The following is a 12,772-nucleotide window of genomic DNA, read 5'->3' as shown; positions in this document are numbered from 1 at the left end:
GTGGTGAATGTCGATGGTCTGCAGCCGTCCCGGCCCGATATTCACGAACCGATGCGGCACGCCCTTTGGTCCCAGCACCACTTCGCCTGCCCCGGCCTCGATCACCTCATCCCCGACAAAGAACCGCGCCCGGCCCGCAATGACGATGAAGGTCTCGTCATAGGGGTGGACATGCAGGCGCGGCCCCTCTCCGGGGGTGTCATTGCCATAAGCCAGCACGGTGACAGGACCACCCAGAAGCTCGCCGGGAATATTGCCGCGCCATGGGCCGTCGCCCGAGGCATCGTAAAGCGGCCCCTTGGCCGCAGGGCGTCCATCGGGACGGACCGTTTCGGGATCAAAATCCTTGCGTGCCATGCTGGCCTCCGTGCTCGTCACCGGATTGTGGGATGCTGCGCATTCCCGCGCAAGCTGTGCGCGCGGTGTTGAGCCAGCCCGCCGCCTGCTGTTAAGAATTCAGAACAAGAAGCGCCGCACGAGCGCCATGAGGGACCGAGCATGAAACTTTCGAACTCGAAACTGGGGATCGCAGTCTGCTGCGCCTCGGCACTGCTGCTTCTGGCGGGCTGCGGGATGCCCCGGCGGCACAGCGAACTGGAATGCATGGAGCGCGCCATGTATTTCGAATCGAACCAGTCCAGCCGTGACGGCATGATCGCCGTCGGCAGCGTGGTGATGAACCGGGTCGAATCCGGGCAATACCCGCGATCCGTCTGCGGCGTCGTCGCGCAGAAGCGCCAATTCGCGCCCGGCGTCATGACCCGCAAGATGAAACCCTCGCCGAAGCTGACCGAGGCCGCGCGCTCGGTCATGCGGGGTGAGCGTCATCCGATGATCGGCAATGCGATGTTCTTCCATCATGCCGGCAGCCGCTTTTCCTACGACAACATGCATTACGTGCTGGTGGCGGGGGGCAACGCCTTCTACGAAAAGCGCAAGAACTATCTGGTGACACAGCCCTATCCGCCGCAACCGCTTGAAGGGATCACCCGCCGCTAGGGCGCGCCCTTCCGCCCTTTGTCTGATGTCCGCCAGAATTCCCTTGGAGAAGTTGCCCCCCCTCGGGTCAACTTCCCGCAGGGGAGAAGGACAATGACACAACTCGAACCGATTACCGCGGATCCGGTCACCCGGCTGGCCGCCGATGTCGCCAGCGGTCTTGTCGGCCATGAACGGCTGGTCGAGCGGCTGGTCATCGCGCTGCTGGCCGGGGGCCATGTGCTGCTGGAAGGGCCGCCCGGCATCGCCAAGACGCGCGCGGTCAAGCGGCTGGCGGCGCATCTGCCCGGCAGCCATGCCCGCATCCAGTGCACGCCCGACCTGCTGCCCTCGGACCTGACCGGCACGCAGGTCTATCGCGCCGAAAGCGGCAGTTTCGATTTCGTGCCCGGCCCGGTCTTTCACACGCTGGTTCTGGTGGACGAAATCAACCGTGCCCCGCCCAAGGTGCAATCGGCGCTGCTGGAGGCCATGGCCGAAGGTCAGGTCACCTCGGGTGGGATTACCCGCCCCCTGCCCGATCCGTTCATGGTCGTCGCGACCCAGAACCCCATCGAGCATGAGGGCACCTTCCCTCTGCCCGAGGCGCAGATGGATCGTTTCCTGCTGCATCTGTCGCTGGACATGCCCGATGCCGAAACCGAGCGTGGCATCCTCGATCTGGTCGAGGCCGAGCTGGCAGCACCGCCCACCGCGCGCGCCCTGCCGATTGCGCTGGACCAGATCCATGCCGCGCGCGAGGCCGTGGCCCGCGTCCATCTGGCCCCGGCGCTCAAGGATTTCATCGTTCGACTGGTGATGGCGACACGGCCCGGCGGCGCGGTCGCGCAATGGGTCGAACATCCGGTGTCGCCGCGCGGCACGCTGGCGTTGGCTGCCGCCGTGCGCGCGCGCGCATGGCTTCAGGGCCGCGACCATGGCCTGCCCGAGGATGTCGAGGCCCTGACCCAGGACGCGCTGGCCCACCGCCTGATCCCGAATTGGCAGGCCCTGTCCGAGGGCCGCACCGGGCGCAGCCTGATCGCCGATGTCCTGCGCGAGGTCCGGCCGTGGTGACATTGCCAAGGGCGCTGGACCATCCCGGCCTGCGCCTGACCGAAGCCGAGCTTCTGGCGCTGCGCCCCCCGGCCCATACCGCCCGCCTGCGGCCCGCCAGCCGACGACCCGGCGCATTGCCCGCCCGGATCAGCGGTCAGGGCATCGACCTGCGCGAGATCCGCGCCTTTGCCGATGGCGACGATCCCCGCCGCATCGACCCCGCCGCATCTGCGCGCACCGGGCATCTGCATGTCCGCAGTTTTCACGAAGACCGCGACGACAGCACGCTGCTGATCGCCGATTTCCGCAGGCCGATGCTGTGGGGCACGGGGACGGCGCTACGCTCGGTCCGGGCGGCGCGGCATCTGGCGATGCTGGGCTGGCGGGCCATTGATCGGGGCGGCTCGGTCGGGTTGCTGGTCGCCGGCGACGCGGCCCCCGCCAGTCTGGCCGCCAGCGCAGGTCAGGCGCAGATGCGCCAGCTGGCCCGGCTGCTGACCCATAGCCATGACATTGCGCTGATCCGGCAGACGGATCACCGTCCCGCGTCGCTGGCCCCGGTGCTTGCGCTGGCGCTGCGCCAATCCAGCGCGGGCGGGCGTGTGCATCTGGCCACCGGCCCCGAGGCGCTGGCAGGGATCGAGCCAGCCTTGGGCCAACTGGCGCGCAGCAGGCGGGTCGAGATCCACCTGATCCTAGACCCAGCCGAGACCCAACCGCCGCGCCCGGCACTGGCGGTCACGGATGGCGCGGCCAGCCGTTTCGGACGGATTGCAGCCTTTGACCCTCAGCCCCTGCTGGCGCATCTGCGCAAGCTGGGCGCGACCCCGCATCTGGTTTGGCCCGATGACGCCGGATGAGTTGATCGCGGCCCTTGCCCCCAGCCGCCTGCCCGCCAGCGTCCTGACTGCAGGCTGGCGCGAATTGCTGGCCGTCTTTGGTCTGGGCCTGCTGTTGGGACTGCTGCTGGCCATGGTGCTGTCGCCGCTGCTGACGCGGCGCGTGTCGCGGCGGGCTCAAGTCCGGGCCACGCGCGGTCTGGCCCCGCAGCAACGCCTGCTGGCCATCGCGCGCATTCTGGGCCATCTGCCCGAGGCCTTGCGCCCCGCCGCCTATGGCGCGGCCCCCTCCCCGGATGAGGTCACCGTGGAACGCATCGCCAACCGGCAAAGGCGGGCGCGATGACCTTGACCTTTCCCTTGGCGCTGCTGCTGCTGCCGCTGCCGTTTCTGGTCCGCCTGCTGCCCGCCTCGGCCGCGCGGGGTGGCCTGCGCGTGCCGGGTCATGTCTTTGCTGCGGTCAACCCCGCCCAAGCAGGCAAGTCGGGCCACGCCTTGGCCGCACTGGCATGGGTCGCGCTGGTCGTGGCGCTGGCCGGTCCGGCGGTGCAGCGTGACAGCTCGGCCCTGCCCGCATCGGGACGCGACATCGTGCTGGTGCTGGACCTGTCGGGCAGCATGGAGAAGCAGGATTTCGCCCTGGACGGCCAGCCCATCTCAAGGCTGGATGCGGTGAAACGCGTCGCCTCGCGCTTTGTGGCGGCGCGCAAGGGTGACCGGATCGGGCTGGTGATCTTTGGCGACCGCGCCTATTTCGCCCAGCCGATCACCTTTGACGTCGATGCCGTCGCCCGCGCCATAGACGAGGCGCAGATTGGCATTTCCGGGCGAGCCACGGCGATTTCGGACGGGCTGGGGCTGGCCACCCGTCGTCTGGCGCAAAGCGATGCACCGACACGGGTGATCGTGCTGCTGTCGGACGGCGTCGACACCTCGGGCAAGGTCGGCGCGGTGGACGCGGCACGGCTGGCGGCAGGTCACGGCATTCGCACCCATACCATTGCCCTTGGTCCCGACGATCTGGAAACCAGCCCGGAATCGCGTGATGCGGTGGACGCCAAGACCCTGCGCGAGATCGCCGAAGCCACGCAGGGCACCAGCTTTCGCGTGCGCGGGATGGAGGATCTGACCCAAATGGCCGCGACGCTGGACCGGTTGGAGCCCAACCCCTCGGACCGCCCGCCGCTGCGCTATCTGCAATCGCTGTGGATCTGGCCTGCGCTTCTGGCGCTGGCGGCCTTGCTGGCGCTGGCATGGAGGCGTGGATGATCCTGCTGCGTCCATGGTGGCTGCTGGCCCTGCCTCTGATCGCGGCTTTGGCGCTGTGGCTGTGGCGACGCGGCCCGGATGCGGGCGGCTGGCAAACGGTGCTGCCCGCGCCGATGCTGGGCGGGCTGGCGGCGCTTGGCTGGCTGGACCGGCACGGCGGACGGGCGCATCTGGCCCCATTGGCCGGAGCGGCGGCACTGGCCCTTGGGCTGGCCGGTCCGGCCCTGCCCCGCGCCGACATGCCGGTCTTTGCCCAATCCGACGCGGTGCTGCTGGCGCTGGACATGTCGCCCTCAGTCACCGGCGGCGCCAATGCCAGCGGTCTTGCCGATGCGCAGGCCGCTGCCGCGCAGGTCATCGCCGGGCTGGCCGGTCGCCCCGTTGGCCTGATCCTATTCGCACGAGAGGCCTATGCCGCCAGCGCACCCACCACCGATCCGCAGGTGCTGGACAGCCTGATCGCCGTGCTTGACCCGCAGACCTTGCCCGATCGCGGCAGCAATCCCGCCGCCGCGCTGGCCTTGGCCGGGCAGATGCTGGCCGGGACCTCGCGGGCCGATCTGGTGCTGATCTCGGACGGCGGCGGCGCCGACCACCCCGCCGCCCTGGCCGAGGCCGAGCGCCTGCGGCAGAAGGATATCGGCCTGTGGTCGCTAAGCGTCGAGGGCACGCGCGGAACGGATACGGCAGCACTGACGGGTCTTGCGCCGCAGGGCAGCGCCGACGCGACCTCACCCGCGGCGGTGATCGCGGGACTGACCCGTTCGGGGCTGACCAAAGATACCCAGTTGACCATGTTGCGCTATCGCGATCTCGGCCCTTGGATCGCGGCACTGGCCCTGATCCCGTTGCTGATGCAATTCCGGAGACAGGCATGAGACGCTGGCCGCTTCTTGTCCTTGCACTCGCCTGCCTGATGATAGCTGGGCCGCAGGCGCTGGGACGACTGGCACTGCGCGTCGGACTGCCCGCGCTGGCGCTGCCCTTGCTGCGCGACCCGGCCGAGCGCGGCGTGGCGCTTTACCGTTCCGGGGATTTCGCCGGGGCGGATGCCGCCTTTGCGGTGGCAGGCGGATCGCAGACCTATAATCGCGGTCTCAGTCTGGCAGCGACCGGGGATTACCTGCTGTCCAAGGCCTATTTCGAGGCCGTGCTGTTTTCCAACCCCGCCGATGCCGAGGCCCGCGCCAATCGCGATCTGGTCGCTGCGATGGTCCCACCGGAATCCGGGGACAGTCTGGTGCCGGGCCGCATCGCTGCCTCCGGGGGATTGGGTCCGGGCGGGCCTCAGGAGAACACCACGGCAGGAGTTCTGGCAATCCACTGGAAGCGCGATGTCGAGGCGCGCGGCATCGCCGCCAGCGACGACTGGCTGGCCTCGATCGGCGACGATCCGGGCGAATTCCTGCGGCTGCGGCTACAGGCGGAACATGACCGCCGCGCCGCGCTTGGCCTGATCCGCCCGGCCGAGGGCGACCCATGGTGATCCGCCATCTGCTAATATTCATTGTCCTGCTGCTGGCATGGCCCGCATGGGCGCAGGACAGCCTGCGCCTGATCCTGCCCGATACCCGCCCCGTCACCGGCGAGATGATCCCGGTCACCATCCGCGGCGAATATACCGGCGCGATCACGCTTGAGGACATGCGCTTTCCCGATTCCGCCGCCTATGACTGGATCCAGCTTGGCCCGGACGACTGGCATGACGAACGCGTGGACGGCAAGCAGCGCCGGGTCTTCCAGCGCCACATCGCGGTCTTTGCCCGCAAGCCCGGAAACCTGACCATCGGCCCGGTCACCCATGTCCTGACCAAGGCCGAGACCAACAGCCGTAACCGGGTCGAGGTCACCGCGCCCCCGGCCAGCATCCCGATCCAGCCCTATCCCGCGCCGGGTCGCCCGACGGTCGCGCGCAGCCTGAAGGTCACGGATGAACTCTCGGGCGATCCGGCCCGTATCCGCGACGACCAGACCATCCTGCGCCGCATCACCCTGACCGCCGAAGGCACGATGGCGCATCTTTTGCCCGCACGCCCCGAACTGCGCGAGCCGTGGCTGATCAGCTTCACCTCCCCCGAACGCCGCGAGACCCGGCTGACCGAGCATGGCCCCGTGGCCTTCGTGCAATGGGAATGGCACTTGCGCCCGATCACCGGCGAACAGGGCACGCTGCCGCCGATGCGCTTTTCATGGTTCGACACCAACAAGCGCGAATTGCGCGGAGAGATCACCCCGCCGATCCCCTTCGGTTATGGCAAGCTGAACCAGAATATCGGCGGAACGGCGCAACCCGGCGGCGCGCAAGGCTGGCTGCTGGCGGCGCTTGCGACGGGGGGCGCGCTGGGGCTGATCGCAATGCTTTGGGGGAAAGGCGCGCGGCCACTAAGCGCGCTGGCGCAGCATTGGCACAGGCTGCGACCGAACCCGGCCTTGCCCGCCCTGCGCGTCGCGGCAGGTCAACCCGACCTTTTTGCCCTACGCCGCGCCGCCGAGGATTACGCCCGGGCCGAGCAGGCCGCCGGGCGCGCCGCGCCGCGCGCGGCACTCGCCCGACTGGACCGGGCGTTGTTCGGCCCGGCGCCCACGGATTTCGACAGCGCAGCCTTTCTGCGCGAGCTGACCGGACGCTGAAGACGCTGTGCCCAAGGCGCAACGGGTGCTAGGCTTGGTCGTGACGTTTCTGTCAAAGGGACAACCATGCGCCCCGCTTTGATCCTTTTGTCCTGCGCGCTGCTTTCGGCCTGTACCGAGCCTGCCGCAGCACCGCCCGACGACCTGCGCGCCCGACAAGAGGCCGCCTGCACCGCCACCATTGCCGCCCATATCCACCGCCCCGCGACCGAGATCACCGCGCGCTGGATATCGCAGACCGGCGGGATCGCCAAGGTCGAAACGCGGGACGGCAACCGCCTGCATCTGTGCGATGTCGACGCCTCGGGCCGGGTGCTGGGCTATACCCATCCGGGGGCGTAAAGCTCATCCGGCATCCGCCCAACTGGCCGTCACTGCGGCAGCTTTTTCAGGATCGTCGCAGATCAGGATCAGTCGGTTGTCATGATCTGAATACTGGCAAAGGATGTTCACCCCAGCCTTGGCCAGCGCGCGGGAAATCTGGCCCAGCTGGCCGGGCGTGCCCTGTTTCAACCGACAGATCAGCGGTTGCCGCAGGGCCACGACGCGGATGCCCGCGACCTCGGCCACCCGTCGCGCTGCCTGACCGTCCCGAAACAGGAAATGCGCAATGGCGCGGTCGCCGTGGGCAAAGACTCCGCCGCCCTCAAAGGCAATACCGGCGCGGCCCATTGCCTCGCCCAGATCGGCCAGCGCGCCGGGAGTATTCGGCAGATCAAATTCCAGATCGTCCATGACCGTCCTACCCATGCGCGCGACGGCTGTCGGTCGGGGCTTGATCGCGCGCTGCCATCCCGTAATCGCGGGCGACATGGGCGATCCGCAGCCGGTAATCGGCAAAGACATGATCCCGCCCTGCCGCCTGCGCCTGACGATGCGGGGGTAAGCCGCGCCATTGCGCCAAGGCGGCCTCGTCGCGCCAAAAGGACAGCGACAGCAACTTTTTCGGGTCGGTCAGGCTCTGGAACCGCTCGATCGAGATAAAGCCGTCTATCCCGTCAAGCAGGGGTCGCAGGCCCGCCGCGAGGTCCAGATATTCGTCCCTGCCGTCGGGGGCCAGTTCAGCCTCGAAGATCACCGCGATCATGGGCGCGCTTTCGGAAAACGGGGTGTCATCACATGCCTTTCCTTGGGTTCGAGGCAGCATAACCGATTGGCCGCGCACGACGCTTCGATTAACATCGAACCATGCGAGAAGGTCCAGATATCGCCCGTATTGCCGCGCTGGTCGCCGATCCCGCCCGCAGCGCCATGCTGCTGGCGCTGATGGATGGGCGGGCGCTGACCGCAAGCGAGCTGGCCCAACTTGCCGGCATTACCCGCCAGACCGCCAGCAGCCATCTGGCGCGGCTGGTCGATGGCGATGTCCTGAGCCTTGAGGCACCGGGTCGCCACCGCTATTTCCGCCTGTCCGGTCCGCATGTCGCGGCCATGCTGGAAGCGCTGATGGTGTTTTCCAGCGATGCGGCCCCGCCGTTGCGAACCGGCCCGAATGATCCCGCCCTGCGCAAGGCCCGCATCTGCTACGACCATCTGGCGGGCGAAATGGGCGTCGCGCTTTACGACCGCATGCAGGCGGATGACTGGCTGGACCGTGATCTGGCGGTGACGGACCGGGGCTGGGACCGGCTGGCCGGGATCGGGCTTGTGCCCGCCCAACTGCCACGCAGCAACCGCCCGCTATGCCGCGCCTGTCTGGACTGGAGCATGCGTCGCCCTCATCTGGCCGGGGTAATTGGCAAGCTGGTGCTGGACCGGCTGCTGGCCCTGTCTTGGGCGCGCAGGATGCCTTCCTCGCGCGTGGTGCTGTTCACCCCCGAGGGCGAAAGACGTTTCCACGACTGGCTGCGCTAGGGGCCGCACGGCTTAGCCCATAGCGTCGGATCTGACGATGGACGGTCGTGCGATCCACCCCCATCTCCCGCGCGACGGCCGAGACATTCCAGCCATGTTCGGTCAGCAGATGATGCAGGATGGCAGGACTGTCGGAGCGCACCGCGTCGCCAGTCGACAGATGCGGCGATAGCTGCGCCAGACCCAGCGTGATCCCCGATCCCGGTTGCGACCCGCAGGTCGCGACCAGCATCTGCGCCAATGCGGCCAACTGATGCAGGTTGCCTGACCAGTCATGGTTTGCCAGCGCCGCTGCCGCCGGGGCGTCGAACGCGACCGGAACGCCAAAGGCGCGGGCAAAGACCCGGCTGGCAAGGGCGACGATGTCCTGTCGCTTCGCCAGTGGCGGCAGCACCAGCCGCGCGCCGGACAGCCGGTGGATCAGGTCGGCCCGCAACCCGCTGCCCGCCAGTCCGTGACTGGTCGCAATGATCCGCGCTGTCGCAACCCGCTCGCGCAGCGCGCCGACCGGGCGGAAGCTGTGTTCACCGATAAGGGGCAGCAGCCGGGCCTGAATCCGGGGCGGCAGTTCCTCGATATTCTCAAGGACCAGCGTTCCGCCCTCGGCGGCGTCGATCAGGCCGGGAACATGGCCGCGCGGATCGCCACGGCCGAAAAGGACCGCGGCCTCGTCCTCGGCAAGGGAATCGCAGGCCACGGTGACAAAGGGGCCGCGCCGACCGACCGCATGGACCGCGCGGGCAAGGCTGGTTTTGCCCGTGCCGCTGTCCCCCTCGATCAGCAGGGGCATCCGGCCCGGGGCCAAGGCGGCAGCGCGTTCGACCAAAGACCGCATCGCAGGGTCGTCGCCCGCGAATTCGCGCAGTTCCGAGGGGATCGCCCGCGCCCGCGCCACCTGCGGCGTGCTCGCACGGCGCGGTTCTATCGCATGGGCAAACAATCGATAGCCGTCGCGCGTCTCGATCAGGCGGTCGCGGGCGGCGCGCTGACGGGTCAGCCCTTCAAGCGTGTCCAGATCCAGATTGAACACCTCGGAGACATGGCGGCCAATCAGACCCGCTCCCTGTCGCCAATCCTGCCCCAAGGCCCGCGCCATCAACCGCGCCGCGCCATTGGTCATGCCGATGACGCGCCCGCCCGCATCCAGCCGCAGCGCCGCCTGCGGATCGACATCCAGAAAATCCGGGCTGCCCGCCAGCCGCAACACCCAGTCGTTGCGGCTTTCGGCCATGATATTGGCCATCTCGATCCGCCGCGCGGTCTGGCGCACCAGATTCAGCGCCAGAAACTGACTGGCCCGCGCCACGGGCGAGGACAGCAGCGAAATGTCCAGCACTGCTGCCAGCCGACCCGCAGTGTCATAGATCGGCGCGGCGGTGCAGGACAGCCCGCCATGGGTCACGTCGAAATGGTCGCTTTGATGGATGATCAGCGGCTCGCCGGTTTCGATGCAGGCACCCAATGCACAGGTGCCGGCGCGCGCCTCGGACCATTCCGCACCCAGATACAGGCCGCTCTGGCGCAGATCGTGTTTCTGGGCTTCCTCTCCCAGATATTCGACGGTCACACCGGCGCTGTCGGACAGCAGCAGGACATAGTTCTGTCCCGCCACCAGCTTGTACAGATCGTCAATCCCCGAGCGCGCGATACGGATCAGATCCTCGGAGCGCTGGCGGTGCTGGCGCAGCGCGGCATCGGGCAGGATATAGGCCTGCGCCCGCGCGGCAGGGTCCAGCCCATGCTTGTCCAGGCAGCGCAGCCAGCTTGCCACAACCACCGGATCGCGCGCGCCGTGGCCCTGCTGCGACACGCCCTCGATCTCGCGGATATGCTCGATATCGGTTTGCATCCCGTCCCCCCGCGTCCTGCCCTCCCCGGCCGGAACAGCCCGATCCTAGCCGAGTATCGGTGTTTGCAGAACCAAGACCTGTGCATGACGCGGGTCATCGGCGCGGACCCGCGCGACTGTGGCGGGGTCGTGCCACAGGTGTGGCGGGCGATGCCACAGGGGGTCTGGCTAAGGGCCTGAAATCTTTGGCGTCGATTTTCGCATTTTGACGGTGTGGCGCGCGGGTTCACCGTGATCGGACGTTCGAGGAGGAGAACACATGCTTGACACCACAGCCCATGCCGCGCTGACCGCGCTGGTGGCCGATCTGGAACGCGCGCTGGTCGCGCAGGATGCCGATGCCACAGCCGAACTGTTCCTTGAGACCGGATTCTGGCGCGACCTTGCCGCCTTTACCTGGAACCTGAAGACCTGCGAGGGACGCGGCCAGATCGCCGATATGGCACGCGCGCAACTGCCCAGGATCGTGCCTGTCTCCTTGGCCCTAGATCCGACCGAGGCCGTCGGCGACGGCGATGGCGTGACCGAAGGATGGCTGCTGATCGAGACCGCGACCGGGCGCGGACAGGGCCATATCCGCATGAAGGACGGCAAGATCTGGACGCTTCTTACCACCTTGCATGAGCTGAAGGGTCATGAGGAACCGCGCAAGCTGCGCCGTCCGATGGGGGCCGAGCATGGCCATGACCCGGACCGCAAGACCTGGAAGGAAAAGCGGCTGGATGAGGCCGCGCGCCTTGGCTATCAGGAACAGCCCTATGTTCTGGTCATCGGCGGCGGACAGGGCGGTATCGCGCTGGGGGCGCGGCTGCGGCAATTGTCGGTCCCGACCATCGTCATCGACAAGCATCCCCGGCCCGGCGACCAGTGGCGAAACCGCTACAAGTCGCTGTGTCTGCATGACCCGGTCTGGTATGACCACCTGCCCTATATCCCCTTCCCGGACAATTGGCCGGTGTTTGCCCCCAAGGACAAGGTCGGCGACTGGCTGGAAATGTACACCAGGGTCATGGAACTGAATTACTGGTCCTCGACCACCGCGACATCGGCCAGCTACGATGAGGCGAAGGGCGAATGGACCGTCACCGTCCAGCGCGACGGGCAGGAAGTGGTGCTGCATCCCAAGCAGCTGGTGCTGGCGACCGGCATGTCGGGCAAGGCGAATGTGCCGGTAATCCCCGGACAGGATATCTTCAAGGGAGAGCAGCAGCATTCCAGCCAGCATCCCGGCCCCGACGCCTATCGCGGCAAAAAGGTGGTGGTGATCGGGGCCAACAACTCGGCCCATGACATCTGCGCGGCGCTTTGGGAAAATGGCGCGGATGTGACCATGGTCCAGCGCAGCTCGACCCATATCGTCAAGTCCGACAGCCTGATGGAGGTCTGCCTGAGCGGGCTTTATTCCGAACAGGCGGTGGCGAATGGCATCACCCATGACAAGGCCGACATGATCTTTGCCTCGGTCCCTTACCGGATCATGGCCGATTTTCACGTCCCGCAATATGACCAGATCAAGCGCCGCGACGCCGAGTTCTACGCGGCGCTGGAAAAGGCCGGCTTCATGCTGGATTTCGGCGATGACGAAAGCGGGCTGTTCATGAAATACCTGCGCCGCGGCTCGGGTTATTACATCGATGTCGGGGCCTGCGACCTGATCATCGACGGCTCTATCAAGCTGCAATCGGGCAAGGGCATCAGCCATCTGAGCGAAACCGCCGTGGTGCTTGACGACGGCACGGAACTGCCTGCCGATCTGGTGGTGTATGCCACCGGCTACGGTTCCATGAATGGCTGGGCCGCCGATCTGATCAGCCCCGAGGTCGCGGACAAGGTCGGCAAATGCTGGGGTCTTGGCTCGGACACCACCAAGGACCCCGGCCCCTGGGAGGGTGAGCAACGCAATATGTGGAAGCCGACGATGCAGCCCGGCCTGTGGTTCCACGGCGGCAACCTGCATCAATCCCGGCACTACTCGCGTTACTTGTCCCTGCAGTTGAAGGCGCGACATGTGGGACTCGATACGTCGGTCTGGGGCCTTGAGGCGCCCCATCACCTGCGCTGAGATCGAGTGCCGCCGCACCGGGATCGGCGCGGCGGCGTGCATATGCAGGTCGGAACCGATGGTAACATACCTGAAGCGCCAGAAGGCTCAGGTGCTTAACCTGCTCTGGTTTTTTTGGATCCAGTTTTTGACATTTTGGGGTGTTGTGCGACCGCTTCGGGGTCCGTGTTGGGTGACGGAGCGGGAGGCGGCGGCGACGGCGAAGGTCAGGGTGTCTTGCAGGGTCCAGCC

General features: G+C 67.3%; 15 protein-coding genes. 11 read left to right on the top strand and 4 right to left on the bottom strand.

The genetic code is table 11. From position 1 onward, the window contains the following. Positions 1-357 (bottom strand): cupin domain-containing protein (locus IB235_RS23885; protein ID WP_192338848.1); only part of this gene is annotated, 357 nt, incomplete at its 3' end. Positions 358-498: 141 nt separating this feature from the next. On the opposite strand from IB235_RS23885, the gene IB235_RS23880 reads away from it, so the two are divergent. The 9 genes from IB235_RS23880 (at position 499) to IB235_RS23840 (ending at position 7,118) form a co-directional block, all read left to right on the top strand. Continuing rightward, positions 499-999, top strand: coding sequence for a cell wall hydrolase (locus IB235_RS23880; protein ID WP_192338847.1), 501 nt, complete (start codon positions 499-501; stop codon positions 997-999). 93 nt (positions 1,000-1,092) lie between these two features. Beyond that, a complete protein-coding gene (locus IB235_RS23875) occupies positions 1,093-2,055 on the top strand; it encodes a MoxR family ATPase (protein WP_155040214.1) in 963 nt (320 codons plus the stop codon). Continuing rightward, entirely contained in the window at positions 2,052-2,897 is an 846-nt protein-coding gene (locus tag IB235_RS23870) for a DUF58 domain-containing protein (RefSeq protein WP_370576987.1), read from the top strand. Before IB235_RS23875 ends, IB235_RS23870 begins: the two co-directional genes overlap by 4 nt. Then, positions 2,884-3,222 carry a hypothetical protein gene (locus IB235_RS23865; protein ID WP_192338846.1) on the top strand — a complete coding sequence of 113 codons (339 nt, stop codon included), beginning with the start codon at positions 2,884-2,886 and terminating at the stop codon, positions 3,220-3,222. The genes IB235_RS23870 and IB235_RS23865 overlap by 14 nt, the downstream gene beginning before the upstream one ends. Beyond that, complete coding sequence (locus IB235_RS23860; protein WP_192338845.1) at positions 3,219-4,145, top strand: VWA domain-containing protein; 927 nt, start codon at positions 3,219-3,221, stop codon at positions 4,143-4,145. The genes IB235_RS23865 and IB235_RS23860 overlap by 4 nt, the downstream gene beginning before the upstream one ends. Continuing rightward, positions 4,142-5,023: a VWA domain-containing protein gene (locus IB235_RS23855; RefSeq protein WP_192338844.1), complete on the top strand. Its 882-nt coding sequence runs from the start codon at positions 4,142-4,144 to the stop codon at positions 5,021-5,023. Before IB235_RS23860 ends, IB235_RS23855 begins: the two co-directional genes overlap by 4 nt. Next, positions 5,020-5,631: a hypothetical protein gene (locus IB235_RS23850; protein WP_192338843.1), complete on the top strand. Its 612-nt coding sequence runs from the start codon at positions 5,020-5,022 to the stop codon at positions 5,629-5,631. Before IB235_RS23855 ends, IB235_RS23850 begins: the two co-directional genes overlap by 4 nt. Further along, the gene (locus IB235_RS23845; RefSeq protein ID WP_192338842.1) at positions 5,625-6,776 is read left to right on the top strand and encodes a BatD family protein; all 1,152 of its coding nucleotides are present in this window, start codon (positions 5,625-5,627) and stop codon (positions 6,774-6,776) included. The genes IB235_RS23850 and IB235_RS23845 overlap by 7 nt, the downstream gene beginning before the upstream one ends. Before the next feature lie 66 nt (positions 6,777-6,842). After that, the gene (locus IB235_RS23840) at positions 6,843-7,118 is read left to right on the top strand and encodes a hypothetical protein (RefSeq protein WP_192338841.1); all 276 of its coding nucleotides are present in this window, start codon (positions 6,843-6,845) and stop codon (positions 7,116-7,118) included. A 3-nt stretch (positions 7,119-7,121) separates the two neighbouring features. Here IB235_RS23840 and IB235_RS23835 read toward each other — a convergent pair whose 3' ends face one another. Together IB235_RS23835 and IB235_RS23830 are read right to left on the bottom strand one after the other, a co-directional pair. After that, positions 7,122-7,511 carry an amino acid-binding ACT domain-containing protein gene (locus IB235_RS23835; RefSeq protein ID WP_192338840.1) on the bottom strand — a complete coding sequence of 130 codons (390 nt, stop codon included), beginning with the start codon at positions 7,509-7,511 and terminating at the stop codon, positions 7,122-7,124. A gap of 7 nt (positions 7,512-7,518) precedes the next feature. Further along, a complete protein-coding gene (locus IB235_RS23830; protein ID WP_192338839.1) occupies positions 7,519-7,863 on the bottom strand; it encodes an antibiotic biosynthesis monooxygenase in 345 nt (114 codons plus the stop codon). A gap of 101 nt (positions 7,864-7,964) precedes the next feature. Here IB235_RS23830 and IB235_RS23825 point away from each other — a divergent pair, with 101 nt between their 5' ends. After that, a complete protein-coding gene (locus tag IB235_RS23825; protein WP_192338838.1) occupies positions 7,965-8,630 on the top strand; it encodes a helix-turn-helix transcriptional regulator in 666 nt (221 codons plus the stop codon). Here the strand turns inward: IB235_RS23825 and IB235_RS23820 are convergent. Then, positions 8,587-10,479, bottom strand: coding sequence for a sigma-54-dependent Fis family transcriptional regulator (locus IB235_RS23820; RefSeq protein ID WP_192338837.1), 1,893 nt, complete (start codon positions 10,477-10,479; stop codon positions 8,587-8,589). The two genes, IB235_RS23825 and IB235_RS23820, sit on opposite strands and share 44 nt — an antisense overlap. Positions 10,480-10,738: 259 nt before the next feature. Between IB235_RS23820 and IB235_RS23815 the strand changes: the two genes are divergently transcribed. Continuing rightward, positions 10,739-12,541, top strand: a complete 1,803-nt coding sequence (locus tag IB235_RS23815) for an NAD(P)/FAD-dependent oxidoreductase (protein ID WP_192338836.1) — start codon at positions 10,739-10,741, stop codon at positions 12,539-12,541. Positions 12,542-12,772: the final 231 nt, after the last annotated feature.

The organism is Paracoccus sp. PAR01 (assembly GCF_014851995.1).
Lineage (GTDB): Bacteria > Pseudomonadota > Alphaproteobacteria > Rhodobacterales > Rhodobacteraceae > Paracoccus > Paracoccus litorisediminis.
This window is presented reverse-complemented; position numbering and strand designations above follow the sequence as displayed.

Coding starts and splice junctions, on each gene's coding strand:
- IB235_RS23880 (WP_192338847.1), top strand. CDS start 499: ATGAAACTTTCGAACTCGAAACTGGGGATCGCAGTCTGCTGCGCCTCG.
- IB235_RS23875 (WP_155040214.1), top strand. CDS start 1,093: ATGACACAACTCGAACCGATTACCGCGGATCCGGTCACCCGGCTGGCC.
- IB235_RS23865 (WP_192338846.1), top strand. CDS start 2,884: ATGACGCCGGATGAGTTGATCGCGGCCCTTGCCCCCAGCCGCCTGCCC.
- IB235_RS23860 (WP_192338845.1), top strand. CDS start 3,219: ATGACCTTGACCTTTCCCTTGGCGCTGCTGCTGCTGCCGCTGCCGTTT.
- IB235_RS23855 (WP_192338844.1), top strand. CDS start 4,142: ATGATCCTGCTGCGTCCATGGTGGCTGCTGGCCCTGCCTCTGATCGCG.
- IB235_RS23850 (WP_192338843.1), top strand. CDS start 5,020: ATGAGACGCTGGCCGCTTCTTGTCCTTGCACTCGCCTGCCTGATGATA.
- IB235_RS23845 (WP_192338842.1), top strand. CDS start 5,625: ATGGTGATCCGCCATCTGCTAATATTCATTGTCCTGCTGCTGGCATGG.
- IB235_RS23840 (WP_192338841.1), top strand. CDS start 6,843: ATGCGCCCCGCTTTGATCCTTTTGTCCTGCGCGCTGCTTTCGGCCTGT.
- IB235_RS23835 (WP_192338840.1), bottom strand. CDS start 7,511: ATGGACGATCTGGAATTTGATCTGCCGAATACTCCCGGCGCGCTGGCC.
- IB235_RS23830 (WP_192338839.1), bottom strand. CDS start 7,863: ATGATCGCGGTGATCTTCGAGGCTGAACTGGCCCCCGACGGCAGGGAC.
- IB235_RS23825 (WP_192338838.1), top strand. CDS start 7,965: ATGCGAGAAGGTCCAGATATCGCCCGTATTGCCGCGCTGGTCGCCGAT.
- IB235_RS23820 (WP_192338837.1), bottom strand. CDS start 10,479: ATGCAAACCGATATCGAGCATATCCGCGAGATCGAGGGCGTGTCGCAG.
- IB235_RS23815 (WP_192338836.1), top strand. CDS start 10,739: ATGCTTGACACCACAGCCCATGCCGCGCTGACCGCGCTGGTGGCCGAT.